This window comes from Stenotrophomonas sp. HMSC10F07, from assembly GCF_001807895.1.
GTDB classification, from domain to species: Bacteria; Pseudomonadota; Gammaproteobacteria; order Xanthomonadales; family Xanthomonadaceae; genus Stenotrophomonas; species Stenotrophomonas sepilia.
In genome coordinates, this window is record NZ_KV791347.1 from 38,926 (window position 1) to 60,838 (window position 21,913).

The following is a 21,913-nucleotide window of genomic DNA, read 5'->3' on the forward strand; positions in this document are numbered from 1 at the left end:
GGCGCTACCGCTGCTTCTGTAGAGCCGAGCCATGCTCGGCTGCAGTTCGCGCGGTGCGCGATGAGTCGAGCATGGCTCGACTCTGCAGGAGCATCCACCCATGGCGTGGATCTACTGGTGGAGTCTGCTTTCCGTAGAGCCGAGCCATGCTCGGCTGCTCTACCAACGCGCCTCCAGCGTTCTGAATGGTCTTGCCAGGCGCACGCCCTCCGCATCGAACGCGGTAACGTTGCGCCCATCCACACGCACGGTCTTCGGCATCGTCCGCGCCGGCCACCAGACCTTCACCGCCGTCCCACTGCGCAGGCCCTTGCCCAGCGTGATCGATAGCGTGCCGTCGCGTTGCCGTGCCTGCATCTGCAACGTGCCGTACGCGGTGGGCAGGCGTTCCACCGCCAATCCATCGCCCGCCACCCACGAGGGGGGCGTGCCCGGCAGCAGCGAGAGCGCATCATCGTCTTCGCGCATCAGCATGCCGAACAGCGTGCGGCCGTATTCGGCACCGATCCAGGTGTGCGGCATGTCGCCCAGGTAGCGAGGAAAGCGCAGGCGTGAGTGCACGACCTCGGCCAGCACCTGCCACTGAAGCGGGCGCCGGTCATGCAGCAGCCCCTGCAGCAGCTCATCGGCGACGTGCGGCTGGCCCAGGTGTACGTAACTCAGCACGTTGCGGATCTCGTACGGTGTGTACGCATACAGCGCACCGGGGTGGCTGCGTTTGCGCACGTCCTCCAGATAGCGGGCGAAGGTGGTCCGCAACGCATCTGCAGGCAACACGCTCTGCGCACCGGTCGGGTCCAGTGCGATCGAAACGCCGGTGGGATCGCCATCGCCCAGGTCGGCCGAGGAGGGAATGAAGTCGATGCCCTTCCACGCCATCGTCGCCCGGATCGAGGCATGCAGTGCGTCGTAGAGCAGCTTGTATTGTTCGCGCGCCCAGGCTGCGGTCTCGTGGTCGCCCAGCGATTCGGCCAGCCAGGCACCGTCGTGCCAGCCCTTCAGGCCCCAATAGTCATCCCAATAGCTGTGGGTGGGCGACGGGTAGCCCTCATGGCTGATCGACGGCGCAAGAATGCCCGCGAACCGTTCCGGCGAAGGCTGGTCAGCCTTGTAACCGGGCACCAGCGTGCGTTCGCGCAGTTCCTGCAGGAAGCGCAGCGCCGCTTTCACCTTCGGCAGATAGCCACGCACAGACTCGGGGCCGCCGTCCAGGCGCGCGACATCGGCCACCAGCGCGACGTACTGGCCCTGACTGTCGTACTCGATGTCTGATCCAAAGCCGGTGTTGACGCTGCCATCGTCGTTGAGGATCGGTGAGACCAGGCCGTTGGGATGCACGCCGTGCTCGCTGTACCAGGCCAAGTAGTCGCGCGCCACGCGGGCTTCCCCCATGCGCAGCAGCACCGCCGAGGTGGCCATGCCGTCGCGGATGAAGGAACGGTTGTAGTTGCGCGGGCCGGGCTGCATGGCTGGACCGGTCTGGTTGATCAGCATGTAGGCGGCCTGCGCGCGCAGCATGTCCACCAGCGACGGATCGGGCAGGCGCAGGCCGACCTGGCCCAGCCGTGCCTGCCAGTCTGCAGACGCCTGCGTGGCCAGTGAATCAAACGCCGCATTGGCATCGTGGGGCAGCGTGGTCAGATCCAGCGCAGGCGCTTCGGGCAGCACGCCATTGGCATCGGCGGCGGCGGTGCCCAACGGGAACGCGACCACGACGGCATCACTGGTTCCCGGCGCCAACGAGACGCGGTAGTTCAATGCAGCCGAGGCAAGCCCCTGATCATCACGCACCTGTTGCGTGGAAGGCAGCTGGCCGGCAGCGAGGGTCGCGGTGATCTCCGTTGCGCCTTCCTTGCCGAATGGCGCCGCACCCGACGCAGCCACCGGCGTGAGCGACTGCAGCAGCGTGCGGCCATTGACGCGCACGGATTGCCTATCGATGGCCACCTCGCGGATCGGGGACAGCCCGCCGTTCTGCCACGGCGGATTCATCTGCATCGGGCGCACCACCAGGCTGAGCGTGCCATCGATCCGGGTGCTGCCGGTGTTGTGCAGGCGATGCCGCAGGAAGGTCACCGGCTGGCCATCGCGCTCGATGGCGAATACTTCACTGTGCAGCTGCAGGCCGGGTTGCGGTGACCAGGTGGCGGAGGGCATCGGCTTCCAGCCGTCGCGCAGGGCATGCTGCATGGCCTGCCCGGCGGCGCCGGCGGTTTGGCCATCGGCATTGCGCCAGATGGGCTGTACCAGCGGCGCACCCTTGAACGCTTCCAGATTGCCGTACTCGTCGAAGATCGATTTCTGTCGTCCTGCATGCACACCCACGGCCGTCCAGTAGGTCTGCTGCATCTGCAGCGAGGCCGGGAACAACGCGCGCTGGGCGCCGCTGGCGACGATCTGATACTGCTTCATCGGCGTCATCACGGCTTTCGGGCCGAGCAGGCGCAGGCGTGCGATCCGTGGCGCAGCGCCGTCCACGCTCAGGCGGAAAGCACGCAATGGTTGTGCTGCAGTGGCGGCCAGCCAGCTTTGCCGGTGACTGGCCGCCTGTGCATCGTGTGCGAGGTCCTGCCAACGGCCCTGTGCATCCTGCGCCTGTAGTCGGGCGGCGCCTCGTGCGCCATCGCCCCAGTCGACCACCAGGCCAGCCGTTGATTGGGCCTGCGGCAGCGTGATCTCGAACGTATGCGATCCATTTGCCCCGGCCGGCATCGCGACGGCGCCGCCGCCTTGCCAGAGCGCCGCTGCCTGCGTTGCATCGATACCGCTGATGCGTGCGCTGAGCGTGCTGTCCAGCGGCTCCATCTCGAAGATCGACACGCCCCAATCGGAAGTGCGCTGCGGGCTGGCCAGCCGCAGGTAGCGCGCCTGGCGCGGCGCGAAGTACAGCGTTTCCACATCGCCCAGCGAATCGGCCATCGTGTACGCGGTCTGCCACTGCCTGCCATCCATTGAGGTCTGCAGTGAATAGCCTTCCGGGTTGGAGACATCCCAGGTGAGGCGTGCGCCGGCCAGCAGGGTGGGCGCGCCCAGGTCGATCTGGAACCAGTGGCCGGGGCTGAAGGCGCCGCCGGTAACGGTCTTCGGGTTGCCGTCGATCAGGTGGCTGATCGCCATCGCCGGCACCTGCTGCGAGGAACTGCTGGCCTGCCATTGGCTGCGCGGTGGAAGGGTCTGTGCCTGTGCGCTGGAGGCCAGGGCGGCCAACAGCAGGGCCGCGGCAGGGCGCAATGGGAAGAACGGTGTGGAAACCTTGGAGCGTGCGGCGCGCAACGTCATTACGGACAGCCTCGCAGGTTCGGCCGGAATCGGGCGAGCGCTACGCTAGCAAGGGATGTAAACGGTTACATGACGCACTGCAATAGGTTGCGGATGATGGCCGGTCGCCTCGATCGCCGGTTTGAGTCACGATCATCATCAATGGGGTTGACGGATGTGGCTCTGGACGGCTGTCGGCCAGGCCATACGCTATTGGAAGCCACCTCGGATCTGGAATGGTTGATGATGGAATTCAGTTTCACGTTGATGTACCGAGTGCCCGATACCGGAGAAGATCCCAGTGCATTTGAGCGATGTCTTGCAGAGTCGGGATGTGATGATGCGCTGCTGGGCAGTGGTTTACCGGGCATCTTGGCATTGCGATTCCAACGAGAGGGAAAGGTCGCAAACGATGTCGTGCGTGACACATGCATGCAGGTCCAAAATTCGCTCCCGGCAGCCGAGTTGATAACCGTGCATTTCAATGTCAGCAATGTTGCCAGTAATTCTACTTGCGGTGCCTCCAGAGCTGGGCTTGTTTGACTTCCACGGAACACTTTTGAGAAGCAGCCGAGCATGGCTCGGCTCTACATAATTTCTGGCAGGTCAAGTGCCCCCACCTGTTACAGCTCCACCGTCTCCCACCAGCGCGTACCTGCCTGCGGCGCCTGCATGTCCAGTGCTTCGCCCATCATCGGCGTAGCCACTGCAACATTGTTTGCAGCGGCCAGCGCGGTGATGCGTTCGAATGGCTGCTGCCATGCGTGCAGGGCCAGGTCGAAGGTGCCGTTGTGGATCGGCAGCAGCCACTTGCCGCGCAGGTCCAGGTGCGCCTGCAGCGTCTGTTCCGGCTGCATGTGCACAAATGCCCAGCGTGGATCATAGGCGCCGGTCTCGATCATGGTCAGGTCGAACGGACCGTATTTCTCGCCGATGGCCTTGAAGCCGTCGAAGTAGCCGGTGTCGCCGCTGAAGAAAATGCGGAAGTCACCGTCCTGGATCACCCATGAAGCCCACAGGCTGCGGTCGCTGTCACCCAGCCCGCGGCCGGAGAAGTGCTGGCCCGGGGTCGCGGTCAGGCGCAGGCCGTTGGCTTCGGTGGATTGCCACCAGTCCAGCTGCTCGACCTTGCGCGCATCCACCCCCCACGCGATCAGCTGGTCGCCGACGCCGAGCGGTGCAATGAAGCGCGCGGTCTTGCCGGCCAGCTGCATGACCGCGGCATGGTCCAGGTGGTCATAGTGGTTGTGCGAGAGGATCACACCGGCGATCGGCGGCAGCGCGTCGATGCTGATCGGCGGTGCATGGAAGCGTGCGGGCCCCATCCACTGCACCGGCGAGGCGCGCTCGGAGAACACCGGATCGGTCAGCCAGTACTGGCCACGCAGCTTCAGCAGGATCGTGGAGTGCCCCAGCCGGAACAGGCTGCGATCCGGTGCGGCGTCCAGCGTGGCGCGGTCCAGCGGCTTCACCGGAATCGGGTGCGCGGGCACGGTGCCCTTGGGCTTGTTGAACAGGAACGTCCACCAGATCTCCGCGCCGTCGCGCAGGCCCATCGCCGGACGGGGCAGGGCATTGCGGAACTTGCCATCACGGTACTGCGGCGAATCGGGGAAGTCGGGAAGGGACCAGGATTTGCAGAAGGTGTAGGCGGTCACGGCGAGGATTCCGAGCAGGAGGACAAGGAGCAGGCGCTTCATGGGTGACGTCCGCTGGGTACACTGCACAGTGTAGTTTCGTGTTTTTCAAAAGTACACTGTCGAGTGTAAAATGGAGGCATCCGTTCAGTTATCCGGTTCCCGCCATGTCCCGCCCCCCGCAACGCCTGACCGACCGCAAACGTGACGCCATCGTGCGCGCGGCGGTGGAGGAGTTCCGTGCATCGGGCTACGAGGCGACCAGCATGGACCGCATCGCCGAGGCGGCGGGGGTCTCCAAGCGCACCGTCTACAACCATTTCCCGAGCAAGGAAGCGCTGTTCTCGATGATCCTGGAGGAGCTGTGGGAACGCAGCGTGGCCAGCGACGCACTGCCATACCGCGCCGACCAGCCGCTGCAGACGCAATTGCTGCAGTTGCTGGGCCAGAAGCTGGACCTGCTCAGCGATGGGAATTTCATCGATCTGGCGCGGGTCGCGATGGCCGAGATCATCCATTCACCGGAGCGCGCGCAGGCCATCGTCTGCCGCATGGGCGAGAAGGAAAGTGGCGAGAGTGCCTGGATCCGCGCAGCAATTGCCGATGGCCGTCTGCGCGAGGTGGATCCGGACTTTGCCGGCCACCAGTTGCATGGGCTGGTGAAGAGCTTCGCGTTCTGGCCGCAGGTCACGATGGGGCAGCCACCGTTGACCGCGCAGGAACGTGCGCGCGTGTCCGAATCGGCGGTGGCGATGTTCCTGGGGTTCTACGCGGTCTAGCTGGCTGCGAAGCGACGGAACTCGTCGGCCGGCAGTGCCGCCGAGTACAGGTAGCCCTGGCCGACATCCACCCCGAGTGCGCGCAGCTTCTGTTCCTGGGCGAGGGTCTCGGTACCCTCGGCCACCACGATCGCGCCGCAGCGGTGCGCGACCTCGACGATGAAGCGAACGATCGACTGTGACTTGGCGTCGGACAGCGTGGCGATCAGTGCCTGCTCGATCTTGACCTCGGCGATGGCCAGCTGCGAAAGCAGGATCAGGGTTGAATAGCCGGCGCCGAAATCATCCAGCGACAGGGTGACCCCGGCTGCCAGAAGCTGTGCGATGTTGGCATCGACCACGTCGCGCTCGACGATTTCGGTCCATTCGACGATCTCCAGGCGCAGCATCGCACCGGGGATGTCATGCAGCTGCAGCAGCTCCTGCAGGCGCAGGCCGAAGTCGGGCAGTCGCAGCGATTCGGCTGAAACATTGACTGCAATGGTCAGCGCCGCGCCGTCCCGCCGGCAGTGCTGCAGGAAGTGCACCGCCGACCGCAGCGTGGCCCATTCCAGGTCTGCCAGCCGCCCCTGCCGGCGCAGCAGCGAGATCACCCGCATCGGGGCAATCGGCCGGCCTTCCCCGTCGCGCATGCGCAGCAGTGCTTCGGCGCCGACCAGTTGGCGGTCCTGCAGACGATGCTTGGGCTGGTAGCACAGCGGCGCATTGCCCTGCTGCAGCCAGTGCTCAAGCGCAGCCTCGATCAGGGCGTCGATCTCGCTGTCGCGCTGGATCGGGTCATCGAAGAACACCACGCCCGACTCGATCGCGCTCAGTGCCACGGTGATGGCGCGGAACGGAAGATGTCCTTCGTCGGCATCAGCAGGGGGCTTCAATTCAACCACTGCACAGCGGAACAGCGGCCGGAAGCCCGGCCAATCGCGGCCGACCCGATCGGCCAGGTTGCTGGCCAGCTCGGTGATCTGCGGTTGCGTGCGCAGTGTGGACAAGGTCAGGCCGCGCACCAGGATCGCCAGCGCGGCATCACCGAACTGGTAGATCTCCAGCTGCGCAGCCGACAGCGAGGGCAGCAACCGATGCACCTCCTCGGTGCTGTCGCGCTGCCACAGGCCGTTGTCCTGCAACGGCCCGTAGCGCAGGCGCAGATCGCGTAGGTTGCCCATCTCGGCCACGATCAAGCAGGCCTTGCCGGTGCCGTCGTTATCCCGCCAGTACTGTTGCAGGCGTTCACCGAGCGCACGCATGTTGGGCAGCCCGCTGATCGGATCGATGCGGAGCCAGGCCTGTTCGCGCTGGCGTTGCGCATCGATCTGGGCATCGTTGTAGACCAGCGCGAACACAGCGCCGAGCACGAGCAGCGAGACCGGCAGTGCCAGCACGCGCTGGATCGCCAGCTCGGCCACCGGCAGTTGATCGGTGCCAATGATCGCCACACCCAGCGCCAAACCCAGAGCGGTTACCCCGATACGCACGCCCCAGGCCTGCAGGATCATGCGCGGCGAGAGCTCGTTGAGCATGCGCGGGTACAGGTGCCTGCGCAGCCAGACGCCGGCCACCATCTGCAACACGGCCTCAAGGCTGGCAGGCAGGAAGAACGGGATACCGGCGAACTGGTAGCGGGCCAGCAGGGCGGCGGTCAGGCAGGCCAAGCCCCCGCGCCATCCGCCCAGCAGGCCACTGACCAGCAGGATGTCGAAGCCGAGGTGCAGCTTGACCACACCCTGGGAATAACGGGCCACGAACCAGGAATTGAACAGGTAGATCAGGCCCAGCGCTACGCCGACATACAGGCGACGGCCTTCAATGGCGTGCCCGGCGCGACGGGTGGCGATCAGCAGCACGCCGATCATGCCGATCACTGCCGTGGCCTGCAGCAGATACAGCGGCAGGCTGGGCAGGGCGCTGTCCAGGACCTGGGTCGAGACCCGTGAAAGCGCATCCATAGCAGGTTCCCGCCTGTGACCGACGGCCAGTGACGAGCAGGGTAAACCACGACCGCGCGCGCGGCCACTGAGCGTGCTCTGCGGCGGCCGGCAAGGTCAGTAGCGCGGGTCGGCGATGGCGGGCAGCACCAGTTCGCGCACGAAGCCGGAGGATGACAGCTGCAACAGGGCGCTTACCATGGCCACGACATCGTGGACCGGCACCTGCTCACCGTCGCCGCGCGCTGCGGCCTCGGCCACCGGCACCGACAAGGCGTCGTCGGTGTTGAGGTAGCCCAACTGCAGGCTGGTCACCGCCAGCCGGCGATCGCGGAAGCCTTCGCGCAGCGCATCGGCGATGCCGTTGAGGGCGAACTTCGAGGCGCCGAACGCCACTTCCGGGCGGCCACTGCGAGGCAGGGCCGAGGTCGAACCGGTCAGCACCAGCTGCGGGCGCGCTGCGCCCAGTACGCGGGGCAGCAGGCGTTGCAGCAGTAAAAGGGTCGCGGTGATGTTGACGTCGACCAGCTTCGTGAGTGCAGCATCGCTTTCATCGAGGAAGGCGTACTCGTCGCTGAAGGCCTTGTCTTCCCAGATACCCAGGTTGTGGATCAGCACATCGATATCGGCCGGTGCCTGCGCTGCGATGTGGTCGGCAGCCACGGTCGGCCGGGACAGGTCTGCTTCGATCCATTGCAGGGTGACGCCGTCAGCGCAGGCGATGCCGCACGGGCGGTTGCGCGAGACACCAATCACAGTGTCACCCGCGGCACAGAGGCCTTCCACGAACGCGCGTCCCAGGCCCTTGCTGGCGCCGATGACCATCAATTTCATGTTGCTTCCTCGTTGTACTGCGGCAGCCACGATCGGCTGCCAGAACGGTGCTCCACTTGGCGAACGCGCGCAGGCCGCCGCGTTCGGCGGTAAGGGTCGAGGCCGTGTCGTCGAACTGGCACCGGTACCGTGGCAGCAGCCGTCGCTGCTGCAGGCGCTGGGACGCAGTGGCCGCCGACGGCCCGGTCAGCTCGCTCAGGCTGCCTCCCGCACGGGGGGCGATGTGCGCCAGGATGAGCGAGAATGCGTAGGGTCACCGGCAACAGGAATCTCCTGGCATGGACGAGCACAACGCCACCACGGATGGCATGCCGCTGCCGTTGGCGTGGCAGAAAGCGTTGGCCGGCGCGCGCATCGAGCGGCAGTCGATGGGTGTTTCGCGGGCCGACGTTGCCCGCGTGCTGCGGCCAGGTAGACCCGACGCCTTCCTCAAGTCGGAACTGATCGATGCCTTCAGTGAGCTGGGCGATGAGATCGCACGCCTGCGCTGGCTCCAGGCACAGGGACAACCGGCGCCAACGGTGATTGCCACGGCCGAAGAAGCGGGCCGGCACTGGTTGCTGATGAGCGCGCTGCCTGGCCGCGATCTGGCTTCGTCGCCGGAACTCGCGCCGCAGCAACGGGTGGAGATACTGGCCGACGCGCTGCGCGGGCTGCATGCGTTGCCGGTAGCAGCCTGTCCGTTCGATCAGCGGCTGGCCTCGCGCCTGCCGGCCGCGCAGGCACGGGTCGAGGCGGGGCGCGTGGACGCCGATGACTTCGATGACGAACGCCTGGGACAGAGTCCACAGCAGGTCTTCGCCCAACTGTGCAGCACCCGTCCCGATCATGAAGATCTGGTCGTCAGTCATGGCGATGCCTGCCTTCCGAATCTGATGGTGGCCGAGGGGCGTTTCAGCGGTTTCATCGACTGTGGGCGGCTGGGCGTGGCCGACCGTTACCAGGACCTGGCGCTGGCCGCGCGCAGCCTGGTCCACAACTTCGGTGATACGCGTTGGGTCACGCCGTTGTTCCAACGCTACGGCGCTGTAGCCGACGAGCGCCGGTTGGCGTTCTACCGGCTGCTCGACGAGTTCTTCTGAGCCCGCGCGCGGCTGGCGATGGCCGCGCAGATCAGCCCACCGATCACGCTCAGGTGTTCCAGTGCGAAGAACAGGGCCAGCTGCTGTTCCGCGCCGTGCTTGGTCCAGAAGGCATGCACGATGGCGATGGTCAGCAGCATGAACACCGCCAGCGCGCCGCTGCCCAGCCAGAGCAGGCGATCAAGTAGCAGGCACAGTGAGCCACCCAGCAGCACCACGGCGCTGGCGAGGTTGAACAGCACAGGCGGTTGCAGCCCGGCCGCCTGCATTTCGGCCACGCTGTTGTCCCACGCCAGCAGCTTGGCCAGACCCGATGACAGGAACACCACGGCCAGCAGCAGTCGGGCCAGGAACCACAGCACGCGGCTGTCGAGCAGGGCGGTGATCATCTGCGGCATGAAGTCTCTCCGGGTTGGGCTTGGAACGGGCCGCGCAGCATCGGGCCTCAACCGCAGTTGAGGTCAAGGGCCGGCTGAACGGAACTCGCTGGTTGGCCGGGTTGCCATCTTCCATGTGGACGAACGTTCGTTCATTATTGGCGCCATGAACCGAGCCGACCGCAACGCGCAACGCAACGCGCAGATCCTGCAGGCCGCCCTGCAGTGCTTCCTCGCCAAGGGATTCCACCAGACCAGCATGCGTGACATCGCGCAGGCGGCCGACGTCAGCCTGGGCAATCTCTACAACCACTTCCCTGGCAAGGAAGCGATCATCCTTGCAGTGGCCGTGGCCGAGAGCGAGGAATTGGCGCCGTTGCTGCAGCGGCTGGCCGTGGCCGACGGTGATCGCACGCAGGTGCTGGCGTTCCTGCAGGACTTCCACACGCTGTGCAGCCATCCGGAATGGGCGACGCTTGCCGTCGAAGTGCTGGCCGAGAGCGCACGCAATCGGGCCGTGGCCGAGGCATTTGCGGCCAATCGCAGGCAGTTGCAGGCTGTGCTGGCCGAAGCGCTGCATCAGGTGGCACAGCGTGAACGTCGGCGTCCCGTGCTGGCCCCGGCACTGCAGGCGCAGGTGCTGCTGGATGCCATCGAAAGCGATGCGCTGCGTCGCGGGCTGGGCGAAGCCGGTGGCACCGATGAGGCTCCGCTGGACCCTGGCCTGCTCGCGCTGCTGCTCGGTGCACGCGCATGAGCGCGGTTGAGCGGCGATTGCACGGCCTCGATCTGGCACGGTATCTGGCGCTGGCAGGCATGGTGCTGGTCAATTTCCGCCTGGCGATGGCCGTGTCGGCAGAGGGTCAGGGTTGGCTGGCCGGCTTCTTCCATCTGCTGGAAGGCAAGGCCTCTGCGACCTTCGTCACCCTGGCCGGACTTGGCCTGGTACTGGCCACACAGCGCCTTGGCTGGATGCCGGCCGGCGCGCAGACCTGGCGGCGCGCGCTGTTCCTGCTGGTGCTGGGCCTGCTCAACCTGACCCTGTTCCCGGCCGACATCCTGCACTACTACGCGGTGTATTTCGCGCTGGCGGTGCTGTGGCTGCGTGCGTCGTCACGGGTGCTGCTGGCCAGCATCGCCGGCCTGGCGGCCGGGTCGTTCTGGGCACTGCTGCACTGGAATTACAGCCAGGGCTGGAACTGGCAGACGCTGGAGTATGCCGGTCTCTGGCAGTGGCCGGGTGCCGCGCGCAACCTGCTGTTCAACGGCTTCCATCCCTTGCTGCCCTGGATGTGCTTCTTCCTGCTGGGCATGCTGCTGGCGCGCCTGCCGTTGTCACAACCGCGGGTGCAGCGTTCCTTGCTGCTGGTGGGCCTGCTGCTGATCGGCGCAGGCCAGGCCGTGCAGCACCTTGCACAGGGAACGCCCTGGCAGCCGTGGCTGGGAACGCAGCCGATGCCGCCGGGACCGGCCTACGTGTTGACCGGTGCGGGCGCAGCCTGCAGTGCGATTGCCGCGTGCCTCTGGATCAGCCGCCGTTATCCGGGGGATTGGCTGGAACCGCTGACTGCAGCAGGGCGAATGACCCTGACCCTCTACGTCGGCCACATCCTGCTGGGCATGGGTACGCTGGAATGGTTGGGGCTGCTCGATGGCAGCGCGTCGCTACCGACCGTGCTGCTGTGGGCGCTGTTGTTCCTGATGCTGGCCACGGGCGCAGCGTGGCTGTGGTCGTGGCGGTTCACGCGGGGGCCATTGGAAGCGGTGATGCGTCGCGTCGCCGGCTAGCACGTTGGTCGCGCAGGCACGATGTTGTGACGGACATGTCTGTGTCGTGGCGGGCACATCTGCGATAGTTGTCGCAGATAACACTTTCCGCTTGCATCCATGTCATCCGCTTCGGCGCAGCATCTCGGCGAAGTCCTCCAGCAATCCTATGGCATCACCGCGACCGCCGTGGTGCCACGCCCGGTTGGCGCCGATGCCAACGCCAGCGTGTATCGCATCGATGCACGGCGCGGGCAGTGGTGGTTGAAATGCCGCAGTTACCAGGTGGCCCCTGCCGTCTGGGACACCCTGCATTGGCTGCGCGGCACGCTGGGTATCGAGGAGATCGTTGCGCCCTGGCCGGCGTTGACCGGCGGGGCATCGGTGCAGCGCTGGGGCCTGCAGTTCACCCTGTTCCCGTATGTGGAAGGCCAGTCCGGTTTCGAGGCGGCATTGAGCCGCACGCAATGGCAACGGTTGGGCGAGGTGCTGCGGCGCCTGCACGAGGCGTGCCCGCCACCGGCGCTGCAGGAAGCGCTGCCAAGCATCCGGATGGAAACCGCGGCGCTTGATACCGTCGGGCAGTGGCTGGCCGGCGAAGGCCTGGCGGCTGCCAAGGATGGGCTGGGCCGTGCCTTCGTTTCCGTCTGGGACCAGCAGCACGCGCGCATCGCGGCGCTGCACGCGCAGGCACTGCAGCTGCACGCGGCGTTGCAGGATGTGCCGGTGCGGCTGCACCTGTGCCACACCGACCTTCATGCCGGCAATCTGCTGATGGGCAATGACGGTGGCCTGCATCTGATCGACTGGGATGGCCTGTCGCTGGCACCGCGCGAGCGCGACCTGATGTTCATCGGTGGCGCTGTCGGCGGGCGCTGGGGCCGCGAGAACCCGTTGGGATTCGAGGAGGGCTATGGCAGCGACCGCGGCGACCCTCGCTGGATTGCCTGGTACCGTCACTGGCGCATCCTGCAGGACCTGATCGAGTTCCAGCAGGTCCTGCTGGGCAGCGATGGGGAGGACCGGTCGCCGCAGCTGCGCCGGCAGTCGCTGCATTTCCTCAGCGAACAGTTCGCACCGGGCAATGTGTTCGACGCGGCGGAGCGGGTGTATCGCGCGCTGTAGATCCACGCCATGCGTGGATGAACCCTGCGCGCTCAGTCAACGGTGGAGGCGCGAAGAGCAGCCGAGCGTAGGCTCGGCTCTACAGAGGAGTGCAGCGTCATCCACGCGTGGCGCGGATCTACTCGGCGGGCTTCGCCGCTGCAGAGGCGGCTGCGCTGGCGGCGCGGCGCGACAGCACGGCCTCGCGGTGGGCAATGTAGGCGTTGGCGGCGAGGATGATGCCGGCGCCGATGATCGTCCAGCGGTCCACGCTTTCGTTGAACAGCAGCCAGCCGAACAGCGTCACCAGCGGCAGCTGCAGGAAGCTGATCGGGGTCAGCGCCGAGACTTCACCCAGGCGCAGCGCCCGCGTCCACAACAGCTGGCCGATGGTGCCGAGCACGCCGGTGGCCAGCAGCCACAGCCAGGCCATGCCGCTGGGCCAGACCCAGACGAACAGCGCCGGAACCAGCGACAGCGGCACCCAGAACACGTAGGTGTAGAGCACCACGGTATCGGCGCTGTCGACGCGGGTGAGCTGCTTGATCTGGATCGCCACCAGCGAACTGAGCACCGCGGCGGCCACGGCGACCAGGCTGCCCGCGGTGAAGCCGGCGGTACCGGGTCGCACGATCACCAGCACACCGATGAAGCCGACCACGACCGCGGCCCAGCGGCGCACGCGCACGGTTTCACCCAGCCACAGCACGGCGGCAATCGTGACGAACAGTGGCGTGGAGTACGACAGCGACACCGCCTGCGCCAACGGCAGGTGGCCCAGCGCCCAGAACGCGCACAGCATCGAGCCCAGGCCGATCGCACTGCGCACGAAATAGCGCGGCAGCTGCTGCGTCTTCAGCGGAGCACGGCCCGGCCGCAGCAGCATCGGCAGCAACGCCAGCAGGCCGAAGGCATTGCGGAAGAACGCCACTTCCTGGGTTGGCACGTACCGGGTGGCGTAGCGGATCGCGATCGCCATCAGGCCGAATGCCATCGTGCTGCCAAGCATCAGCAGCGCCGCCCGCATCGGGGCGCTTGGGGAAAGGGCGGGGGTGTTCACCACTGTGCGCCGAGCAGGCGGGGCTCCGGTTCGATCGGCACACCGAACTTCTCCAGCACCGAGGCCGAAATGCGGCGCGCCAGCGCCAGCAGTTCAGCGCCGCTGGCATTGCCGTGGTTGACCAGCACCAGCGCGTGGCTTGGCGCCACGCCGGCATCACCTTCGCGGAAGCCCTTCCAGCCGCAGGACTCGATCATCCATGCCGCCGAGACCTTGCGCTTGTCATCCTGCTCGGCCGGGAACACCGGCAGGTCGGGGAAGTGCTGCAGCAGCACGTCGACCTGTTCCAGCGGCAGCACCGGGTTCTTGAAGAAGCTGCCGGCGTTGCCCAGTACATCCGGGTCGGGCAGCTTGCGGCGGCGGATCGCGATCACGGCATTGGCCACGTCCACTGCGCTCGGCAGCTCCACGCCCTGTGCCTGCAGCTCCTCGCGGATGCCGGCGTAGTCCATGCGCAGATCGTGCAGCAGTGGCAGCTTCAGTTCGATGGCGGTGATCAGGTAGCGATCGGGTTGCTGCTTGAACACGCTGTCGCGGTAGGCGAAGCCACACTGTTCGTTGTCCAGCCGCACCCAGGCCTGCTCCTGGCAGTCCCACGCTTCGACCGCCTGGATGAACTCGCCAACCTGCGCGCCATAGGCACCGATGTTCTGGATCGGCGCGGCACCGGCCGTGCCGGGAATCAGGGCCAGGTTTTCGAGGCCAGACAGGCCTTCCTGCAGCGACCACATCACCAGGCCATGCCATGGCACGCCGGCACCGGCACGGATCACCGCATGGTCGGCGCGGTGTTCAAGGAAACTGATGTCACGGTTGCCGAACACCAGCACGGTGCCGGGCAGGTCCTCGGCGATCAGAACGTTGCTGCCGCTGCCCAGCACCAGCAGCGGGCCGCTGGCCACCTCAGGCAATGCCAGCACGTCCGGCAGCAGCGCGGCATCGTGCAGTTCCAGCAGCTGCGCGGCGCTGGCCTGCACATGGAAGGTATTCAGCGCCTGCAGCGGCGCATTGCGGGTGAGCGTCCAGCGCAGCGGGGCGTTGCCGTCGATGGTATCCATGGGCGCGCTCACAGCGGGGCCACCGCGCCGCGGCTTGGCGCTTCACGGCGGCGACGGATCGCCTCCACGCATTCGGAAACCAGCGCCGGTCCACGGAAGATCAGGCCGCTGTAACACTGCACCAGTGCCGCGCCTGCGGCCATCTTGGCCACGGCATCGGCGCCGGACAGGATGCCGCCGACGCCGATCAGCGGCACCGATTCGGGCAGGCGCGAACGCAGGCGGCGCAGCACCAGCGTGGACTGCTCCAGCACCGGTGCACCGGACAGGCCGCCAGCCTCATTGGCCAGCGGATCGCCGGCCACCCTGCTGTGGTCGATGGTGGTGTTGGTGGCGATCACGCCGTCCACCTGCAGTTCGCCCAGCACGCGGGCGGCGGCGTCGATATCGCGTTCGCTGAGGTCCGGCGCCACCTTCACCAGCATCGGCACGCGTCGGCCGTGGCGGGCAGCAAGGTCTTCCTGGCGGTCGCGCAGCTGGCTGACCAGCTGGCGCAGCGCGGTCTCTTCCTGCAGCTCACGCAGGCCTGCGGTGTTGGGCGAGGAGATGTTGACGGTGATGTAATCGGCCAGCGGGTACACCTTGTCCAGGCAGGCAATGTAATCGTCCACGGCCTGTTCGTTGGGGGTGTCCTTGTTCTTGCCGATGTTGATGCCGAGCAGGCCGCGGCGGTTGCGCGCGCGCTCGACGTTGCGCACCAGCGCATCCACGCCCGCATTGTTGAAGCCCATGCGGTTGATGATGGCGTTGTGTTCCGGCAGGCGGAACAGGCGCGGTTGCGGATTGCCGGCCTGCGGGCGCGGGGTGATGGTGCCGATTTCGACGAAGCCGAAGCCGAGCGCGAAAAGTGCATCGATGTGCTCGCCGTTCTTGTCCAGGCCGGCGGCCAGGCCGACCGGATTGGGGAAGGTCAGCCCGAACACCGTGCTGGGCATCGGCGCGATGCGTGCGGCCAGCAGCGGCGTTGTGCCGGTGCGATAGGCCAGGTCCAGTGCGGACAGGCCGAGGCCGTGGGCGCGCTCGGCGTCGAGCGAGAACAGGAAGGGGCGGGCAAGCGAATACATGCGTCGGTTCAGTCCAGCGTGCCGAGGAAGGCTCGGGTTCGATATTCAAAAGCGACCTGGCCGTCCACCGCATGGGCGGCGAACAGGTCATGCAGAGCGTCGATCATCGCCGCGTGGCTGGGATGACCGGATTGGGGTGCATAGGAGGAGGACAGCAGGCGCCCGCGCAAGGCGTCGAAGTCCAGATGCTGCACGTTTGGCAGCTCTACCCTGCCGCGCAGGCCGGGGCCGAACCAGGCCTGCATGGTGGCATCGTCCTGGTAGCGCTCGGCCACAGCGGTGTAGTCGGTGCCGTAGTCCAGCAGCAACTGTTCGTAGCCGATCAGGAACGGGCTGGCATCGAGCAGGCGCGAATTCCAGTAGATCAGTGCCTGGCCACCGGGGCGCAGGATGCGCTGCCACTCGGCGCGCACCGCCACGGTGTCGAACCAGTGAAAGGCCTGCGCGACGCTGACCAGATCGATGCTGGCGTCCCCCAGGCCGGTGGCCTCGGCGCGGCCATCGACAGCGGAAAAGTCCGGATACTGCGGTGCCAGCCACTGTTCGGCGGCGGCGCGCATCGCAGCGTTGGGCTCGACCGCCACCAGCGGATGACCGCTGGCGAGAAACGGGCGGCTGGAGATGCCGGTGCCGGCGCCGATGTCGGCGACACGGGCCTGGTGGCTGACGCCCATCGGGCCGTGCAGCCAGTCCAGCAGTGCGGGCGGGTAGTCGGGCCGGTAGCGGACGTAGTCGGCGACGCGGTTGCTGAAGCGTTCAGTGCTGTCGGAGGCGGTCATGGCGTCAGTTCGACACCGCCGCCAGCCATGCCAGGCCGCCGAAGAACACGATGAAGACCAGGATGGCGGCAAGCACGGCGCCGACCATGACCCAGCCCAGCACCAGGCCGGTAACGGCCAGGCCGTCGCCTTCCAGTTCATGCGGGCGGCGGCGGATCTCGGCGCGGGCCATGTGGCCGGTGATGATGGCGACGATGCTGGCCACGAAGGGCAGGACGGTCCAGCTGGCGATGCCCATGACCAGGCTGACCACGGCCAGGGCGCTTGTCTGTCGGGGTGCCACGCTCATCGGGTCCTCCTTGGCAGTGTGCACATGATAGTGCCTCTGCCCGGGCAATCCCATGGGCAGTGCCCTGTAGAGCCGAGCCCATGCTCGGCTGCCCCCTTGGGCTGATGCGGGATCGACCGCGTCTTGCGTGCAAGCCGAGCATGGGCTCGTCTCTACAGATTCAGCCCATCAACACCTGGCCGCCATCCACGTTGAGCACGCTGCCGGTAACCCAGCGCGCCAGTGGCGAGCACAGGAACAGGGCGGCGTCGGCGATCTCACGCGGGTGGCCAAAGCGACCGAACGGGATCTTCGCCAGGGTGCCGTGGTACAGCGCTGGATCCTCGATGCGGCGACGGTCCCAGAGCCCGTCATCGAACTCGATCGAGCCCGGTGCGATGGCGTTGACCCGGATCCGGTCCTTGGCCAGCGCCAGCGCCTGCGAGGTGGTGTAGTGCGAAAGCGCGGCCTTGGCAGCGGCGTAGGGCGCGCCACCGGGGCGCGGCTGCTGCGCGGCAATCGACGACAGATTGAGGATGCAGGCATCGCTGGATGCGCGCAGCCAGGGCAGGGCCAGGCGTGAGGCACGCACCGCCGCCATCAGGTCGATCTGCAGGCTCGCGGCCCAGCCCTCCTCATTGTCGGCCATGCCGTAGCCGGTGGCATTGTTGACCAGCACATCGATGCCGCCGAAGGCATCGGCGGCGGCCTGCAGCCAGGCCTGGATCTGGCCAGGATCGGCCAGATCGGTGGAAAACGCATGCAATGGCGTGCCCTGCGCCTGTGCATCGGTGCGCAGGGCCTCCAGTCCGGCCTGGCCGCGCGCGCAGACCGAGACCTGCGCGCCGGCACCAGCAAAGGCCAGTGCCATTTCACGACCAATGCCCTTGCTGCCGCCGGCAATGAGCACGCGGCGGCCGCTGAAATCGAGGATCGGAGCCCCTGCGGGGATCCGACCCTGGGCATGGCTCAGATCCCCGGAGGGGCTCTGACCCACAGACGTGTCTGCGTCGCTTGCCATCACAGGTCGAACTTGATGCCCTGCGCCAGCGGCAGCGAATCCGAATAGTTGATGGTGTTGGTCTGGCGGCGCATGTAGACCTTCCAGGCATCCGAACCGGACTCGCGGCCACCGCCGGTGTCCTTCTCGCCACCGAAGGCGCCGCCGATCTCCGCACCGGACGTGCCGATGTTGATGTTGGCGATGCCGCAGTCGCTGCCGGCGGCCGACAGGAACTTCTCGGCGGTCTTCAGGTTCTGGGTGAAGATCGAGGACGACAGGCCCTGGGGCACGCCGTTCTGCATGTCGATGGCTTCGTCGAGGGTGTCGTACGGCATCACGTACAGGATCGGTGCGAAGGTCTCGTGCTGGACCACGGCGTCGCTGTTCTTCAGGCCCGTGACGATTGCAGGCAGCACGAAGTTGCCGGCGCGGTCGATGCGGGTGCCGCCGGTCTCGATGGTGCCGCCGGCCGCCTTGGCCTGGGCAATGGCATCGAGGAACTGCTGCATGGCGCCTTCGCTGTTCAGCGGGCCCATCAGGTTGGCGGCATCGGTCGGATCGCCGATCTTGCCTTCCACCTGCTTGTAGGCCTTGACCAGGGTGGCCAGCACGTCGGCGTAGATCGAGCGGTGCACGATCAGGCGGCGGGTGGTGGTGCAACGCTGGCCGGCGGTGCCGACGGCGCCGAACACGATGCCCGGCACGGCCAGCTTGAGGTCGGCGGTTTCGTCCAGGATGATCGCGTTGTTGCCGCCGAGCTCCAGCAGGCAGCGGCCGAGGCGGCGTGCGACCTTCTCGTTGACGGTGCGGCCGACCTGGGTCGAGCCGGTGAAGCTGATCAGCGGCACGCGGCGGTCATCGACCATCTTTTCCGACAGCGCGGTGCCGGCATCGTTGATCAGGAAGAAGATGTCCGGGAAGCCCGCTTCGCGCAGGGCATCGTTGCAGATCTTCAGCGAGGCGATGGCGGTCAGCGGCGTCTTGTTGGACGGCTTCCAGATGCACACGTCGCCACAGATCGCCGCCAGGAACGAGTTCCAGCTCCACACCGCGACCGGGAAGTTGAAGGCCGAGATGATGCCGACCAGGCCCAGCGGGTGGTACTGCTCGTACATGCGGTGGCCGGGGCGCTCGGAATGCATGGTGTAGCCGTACAGCATGCGGCTCTGGCCCACGGCGAAATCGGCGATGTCGATCATCTCCTGCACCTCGCCATCGCCTTCCGGCTTGCTCTTGCCCATTTCCAGGGCAACCAGCGAACCCAGGGCGTCCTTGTGCCTGCGCAGTGCTTCACCGCACAGGCGCACGGCTTCACCTCGGCGCGGCGCCGGCGTGGTACGCCAGACCTTGAAGGCTTCCTGGGCGCGGGCGACGACGGTCTCGTACTCGGCCTCGGTGGTGGCGCGGACCTGCGCGATCGGCTCGCCGGTGGTCGGGTTGACCGGGGTGATCAGCTCACCGCTGGTCGCGCTCGACCACTCCCCGTTGCCCAGGTACGTGCCAGCGTTGATCGCGTCCAGGCCAAGGGACTTGAGCAGCTCGGAAGACATGCAGACTCCTGTGTTTCGTTACGTTGTTTGGCGCCATCGCGGGCAGGTGGGGGACGCGATGAACTGAATCGCCGATGGTAGCAGAGCGCCCCGACCGGCCATGGTGCAACGCGCCAGGGGAACCGGGTGGGACATGAATGCTTGGAGGGCAGGGCACGTTGGCTGTAAACTTCCCGGCTGCATGGCCCCGTAGCTCAGCTGGATAGAGCGTCCCCCTCCTAAGGGGAAGGTCGCCCGTTCGAATCGGGCCGGGGTCACCATGTTCGCGGCGCCACGTCCGCGCGCTGCCCGCGAGGCCACTCGGATATGCTGGCGCCTCACCCTGCGATCCGGCCGCCATGGACCACCGCCTGCAGCCCGTGCAACCCCACGACTACGCGCTCATCGCCGGGTGGCTGGATTCGGCCGCAGCCACGTTGCGCTGGGCCGGGCCGGGCGTGCCCTATCCACTGCCACCCGATCAGTTCGAGAACGTATTGCAGCTGCGCGAACGCCCGGGATGGCTGCTGCTGGCAGAAAACGGCATGCGCGTGGGTTTCGGCCAGGCCTGGCGCACCCAGCCGGGTACGATGCATCTGGGCCGTCTGCTGGTTGCCCCGCAGGCGCGGGGCTGCGGTCTCGGGCGGAGGTTGGTGCAGGCGCTGATCGAGCAGGCGTTCCAGTCTGATGCCGTTGAACGGCTGACCTTGCGGGTCTATCGGGACAATGCCGCCGCAGTTGCGTTGTACCGGTCCTTCGGCTTCGAGCCGGTGAACACTGCATCCACGCCGGCGCTGCTGTTCATGCAGCGGGCCCGGCGCTGAGCATGGTCACGCAGGCCGGTACGCCTTCAGTCCTGCCTGAGCAGTTCAACCAGCTGGCGCAGGCGATAGGGCTTGGGCAGGAACTCCACCTGCTCCGGAAGCGGCGGCAGCTGCGAACGCGCATAGCCGGAGGACAGGATCATGCGTGCATGCGGCTGCTCACGCGCGACGTGCTCGCTGAGTTCGATGCCGGACATGCCGTTGGGCATGCTGACATCGCTGAACACCACGTCGAAGCGTGCGTCGCCCTTCAGCAACGCAGCGGCTTCATGCCCGTCGGCCGTGGTGGACACCTCGATGCCGAAATCGCGCAGGGCCATGCCGATCATCTCGCGCAGATCGTTCTGGTCCTCCACCATCAGTACGCGGATCGGGTCATCGGTCATGGGTAAATTCCTCGGTTGCGGGTAGCAGCAGGCTGACCGTGGTGCCGACACCGGGCGTGGTGGACACGTCGACGAAGCCGCCGCTCTGGGTAGTGAATCCGAACACCTGGCTCAGGCCCAGGCCGCTGCCCTTGCCGATGTCCTTGGTGGTGAAGAAGGGCTCGCTGGCCCGCTCGGCGATGTCGGCGGCCATGCCGTGGCCTTCGTCGCAGACGCTGAGGGTGACATAGCCGCGTTGCAGCGTGGTGTCCGCATCCGGGTCGAGGCGATGTTCCAACGCGGTGCCGATCAGGATGCGGCCGCCATCGGCGGTGGCCTCCACGGCATTGGCCACCAGGTTCGCCAGGGCGGTCTGGAGCTGCATCGCATCGGTGCTCACCAGCGGCAGGCCCGGGGTGAGATGGGCTTCCAGTACCACCGTGGGCGGGCAGGCGCGTTGCAGGTCCGGCAGCCACTGCCGTACCAGCGCATTGATGTCCACCGATTCCCGGATCAGGGTCTGGCCGGTGCTGAAGGCCAGCAGCTGGCGGGTCAGCAGCGCGCCGCGGTCGGTGGCTGCCTGCGCGGCATCCAGCAGCTCGGCTGCGCGCGCATCGTCACTGCTGACACGCAGCGACAGCAGGTCAAGGGCGTTGCCGATGGTGGTCAGCAGGTTGTTGAACTCATGTGAGAGGCCGCGGCTGAGCCGGCCGACCGTCTCGAACTGCTGCGTATTGCGCAGCGCACGCTGGGCATCGCGCAGCAGCCGCTGCGCCTGCCACTGCTCGGTGATGTCACGGGTGATCTTGACGAAGCCGAGCAGTTCGCCGGCTTCCACGACCGGTTCGATGACCACGCTGGCGCGGAACGACGAGCCATCGCGGCGAACGCGCCAGCCCTCACTGGCGGCATGACCCTGCTGCGCTGCCACGCGAAGCAGGCGCTGCGGTTCACCGGCCTCGCGGTCGGCGGCCAGGTAGAAGCGGCTGAAGTGCGTTCCCACCACTTCATCGGCTGAATAGCCTTTGATACGTTCGGCGCCCGGGTTCCAGCTGCACACGATGCCTTCAGGATCAAGCAGGTACAGCGCATGGTCGCGCACGCTGTCGATCAGCAGTCGCAGTTGTCGGGAAGGGTCCGTCAGCACGGACGTCGTAGAAGCGGCTGCGTCCACGTGTAAATAAGTGTTACCCCTGTGAGGGA

21 protein-coding genes and 1 tRNA gene are annotated in these 21,913 nt (G+C 66.7%); 8 read left to right on the top strand and 14 right to left on the bottom strand.

Features of this window, described 5'->3' with window-relative positions; all coding sequences use genetic code 11:
• Positions 1-159: 159 nt before the first annotated feature.
• Positions 160-3,279 (bottom strand): discoidin domain-containing protein, encoded by a 3,120-nt coding sequence (locus HMPREF3114_RS05700; protein ID WP_070489326.1) that lies wholly within the window; start codon positions 3,277-3,279, stop codon positions 160-162.
• A gap of 222 nt (positions 3,280-3,501) precedes the next feature.
• On the opposite strand from HMPREF3114_RS05700, the gene HMPREF3114_RS20900 reads away from it, so the two are divergent.
• Positions 3,502-3,801, top strand: a complete 300-nt coding sequence (locus HMPREF3114_RS20900) for a hypothetical protein (RefSeq protein WP_138953623.1) — start codon at positions 3,502-3,504, stop codon at positions 3,799-3,801.
• An 80-nt stretch (positions 3,802-3,881) separates the two neighbouring features.
• Here the strand turns inward: HMPREF3114_RS20900 and HMPREF3114_RS05705 are convergent, their stop codons facing one another.
• Positions 3,882-4,958, bottom strand: a complete 1,077-nt coding sequence (locus HMPREF3114_RS05705; RefSeq protein ID WP_053500038.1) for an MBL fold metallo-hydrolase — start codon at positions 4,956-4,958, stop codon at positions 3,882-3,884.
• Positions 4,959-5,062: 104 nt separating this feature from the next.
• Between HMPREF3114_RS05705 and HMPREF3114_RS05710 the strand changes: the two genes are divergently transcribed.
• Complete coding sequence (locus tag HMPREF3114_RS05710; protein ID WP_053500036.1) at positions 5,063-5,674, top strand: TetR/AcrR family transcriptional regulator; 612 nt, start codon at positions 5,063-5,065, stop codon at positions 5,672-5,674.
• Here the strand turns inward: HMPREF3114_RS05710 and HMPREF3114_RS05715 are convergent.
• Together HMPREF3114_RS05715 and HMPREF3114_RS05720 are read right to left on the bottom strand one after the other, a co-directional pair.
• Positions 5,671-7,617 carry an EAL domain-containing protein gene (locus tag HMPREF3114_RS05715; protein WP_053500034.1) on the bottom strand — a complete coding sequence of 649 codons (1,947 nt, stop codon included), beginning with the start codon at positions 7,615-7,617 and terminating at the stop codon, positions 5,671-5,673. The genes HMPREF3114_RS05710 and HMPREF3114_RS05715 overlap by 4 nt on opposite strands.
• Before the next feature lie 96 nt (positions 7,618-7,713).
• A complete protein-coding gene (locus tag HMPREF3114_RS05720; protein WP_070489328.1) occupies positions 7,714-8,430 on the bottom strand; it encodes an SDR family NAD(P)-dependent oxidoreductase in 717 nt (238 codons plus the stop codon).
• Between the two features lie 278 nt (positions 8,431-8,708).
• On the opposite strand from HMPREF3114_RS05720, the gene HMPREF3114_RS05725 reads away from it, so the two are divergent.
• Positions 8,709-9,512, top strand: a complete 804-nt coding sequence (locus tag HMPREF3114_RS05725; protein WP_053500030.1) for an APH(3')-II family aminoglycoside O-phosphotransferase — start codon at positions 8,709-8,711, stop codon at positions 9,510-9,512.
• On the opposite strand, the gene HMPREF3114_RS05730 is transcribed toward HMPREF3114_RS05725, so the two are convergent.
• Positions 9,485-9,910 carry a DoxX family protein gene (locus tag HMPREF3114_RS05730; RefSeq protein ID WP_070489331.1) on the bottom strand — a complete coding sequence of 142 codons (426 nt, stop codon included), beginning with the start codon at positions 9,908-9,910 and terminating at the stop codon, positions 9,485-9,487. The two genes, HMPREF3114_RS05725 and HMPREF3114_RS05730, sit on opposite strands and share 28 nt — an antisense overlap.
• Positions 9,911-10,055: 145 nt before the next feature.
• On the opposite strand from HMPREF3114_RS05730, the gene HMPREF3114_RS05735 reads away from it, so the two are divergent.
• The 3 genes from HMPREF3114_RS05735 (at position 10,056) to HMPREF3114_RS05745 (ending at position 12,781) form a co-directional block, all read left to right on the top strand.
• Positions 10,056-10,646, top strand: coding sequence for a TetR/AcrR family transcriptional regulator (locus HMPREF3114_RS05735; protein ID WP_053500042.1), 591 nt, complete (start codon positions 10,056-10,058; stop codon positions 10,644-10,646).
• Complete coding sequence (locus HMPREF3114_RS05740; RefSeq protein ID WP_070489333.1) at positions 10,643-11,677, top strand: heparan-alpha-glucosaminide N-acetyltransferase domain-containing protein; 1,035 nt, start codon at positions 10,643-10,645, stop codon at positions 11,675-11,677. The genes HMPREF3114_RS05735 and HMPREF3114_RS05740 overlap by 4 nt, the downstream gene beginning before the upstream one ends.
• Before the next feature lie 99 nt (positions 11,678-11,776).
• On the top strand, positions 11,777-12,781 hold the full coding sequence (locus tag HMPREF3114_RS05745; RefSeq protein ID WP_005416294.1) for an aminoglycoside phosphotransferase family protein: 1,005 nt from the start codon (positions 11,777-11,779) through the stop codon (positions 12,779-12,781).
• A 118-nt stretch (positions 12,782-12,899) separates the two neighbouring features.
• On the opposite strand, the gene HMPREF3114_RS05750 is transcribed toward HMPREF3114_RS05745, so the two are convergent.
• The 7 genes from HMPREF3114_RS05750 to HMPREF3114_RS05780 form a co-directional block, all read right to left on the bottom strand.
• Positions 12,900-13,787: a DMT family transporter gene (locus HMPREF3114_RS05750; RefSeq protein ID WP_070489335.1), complete on the bottom strand. Its 888-nt coding sequence runs from the start codon at positions 13,785-13,787 to the stop codon at positions 12,900-12,902.
• 29 nt (positions 13,788-13,816) lie between these two features.
• A complete protein-coding gene (gene murB / locus HMPREF3114_RS05755) occupies positions 13,817-14,878 on the bottom strand; it encodes a UDP-N-acetylmuramate dehydrogenase (protein ID WP_005416296.1) in 1,062 nt (353 codons plus the stop codon).
• Between the two features lie 8 nt (positions 14,879-14,886).
• Positions 14,887-15,942 (bottom strand): quinone-dependent dihydroorotate dehydrogenase, encoded by a 1,056-nt coding sequence (locus HMPREF3114_RS05760; RefSeq protein ID WP_053500023.1) that lies wholly within the window; start codon positions 15,940-15,942, stop codon positions 14,887-14,889.
• An 8-nt stretch (positions 15,943-15,950) separates the two neighbouring features.
• Positions 15,951-16,721 carry a class I SAM-dependent methyltransferase gene (locus HMPREF3114_RS05765; RefSeq protein WP_070489337.1) on the bottom strand — a complete coding sequence of 257 codons (771 nt, stop codon included), beginning with the start codon at positions 16,719-16,721 and terminating at the stop codon, positions 15,951-15,953.
• A gap of 4 nt (positions 16,722-16,725) precedes the next feature.
• The gene (locus HMPREF3114_RS05770; RefSeq protein ID WP_053500019.1) at positions 16,726-17,010 is read right to left on the bottom strand and encodes a DUF4190 domain-containing protein; all 285 of its coding nucleotides are present in this window, start codon (positions 17,008-17,010) and stop codon (positions 16,726-16,728) included.
• A 160-nt stretch (positions 17,011-17,170) separates the two neighbouring features.
• On the bottom strand, positions 17,171-18,010 hold the full coding sequence (locus HMPREF3114_RS05775; protein WP_070489339.1) for an SDR family NAD(P)-dependent oxidoreductase: 840 nt from the start codon (positions 18,008-18,010) through the stop codon (positions 17,171-17,173).
• Positions 18,010-19,542, bottom strand: a complete 1,533-nt coding sequence (locus HMPREF3114_RS05780; protein ID WP_070489340.1) for an L-piperidine-6-carboxylate dehydrogenase — start codon at positions 19,540-19,542, stop codon at positions 18,010-18,012. Before HMPREF3114_RS05780 ends, HMPREF3114_RS05775 begins: the two co-directional genes overlap by 1 nt.
• Positions 19,543-19,725: 183 nt before the next feature.
• Here HMPREF3114_RS05780 and HMPREF3114_RS05785 point away from each other — a divergent pair.
• Together HMPREF3114_RS05785 and HMPREF3114_RS05790 are read left to right on the top strand one after the other, a co-directional pair.
• Positions 19,726-19,802, top strand: a tRNA-Arg gene (locus HMPREF3114_RS05785).
• Positions 19,803-19,880: 78 nt separating this feature from the next.
• Entirely contained in the window at positions 19,881-20,345 is a 465-nt protein-coding gene (locus HMPREF3114_RS05790; RefSeq protein WP_070489342.1) for a GNAT family N-acetyltransferase, read from the top strand.
• A 26-nt stretch (positions 20,346-20,371) separates the two neighbouring features.
• Here HMPREF3114_RS05790 and HMPREF3114_RS05795 read toward each other — a convergent pair whose 3' ends face one another.
• A complete protein-coding gene (locus tag HMPREF3114_RS05795; RefSeq protein WP_069139920.1) occupies positions 20,372-20,731 on the bottom strand; it encodes a response regulator in 360 nt (119 codons plus the stop codon).
• Positions 20,721-21,857, bottom strand: a complete 1,137-nt coding sequence (locus tag HMPREF3114_RS05800) for a two-component system sensor histidine kinase NtrB (protein ID WP_053500016.1) — start codon at positions 21,855-21,857, stop codon at positions 20,721-20,723. Before HMPREF3114_RS05800 ends, HMPREF3114_RS05795 begins: the two co-directional genes overlap by 11 nt.
• Positions 21,858-21,913 lie beyond the last annotated feature (56 nt).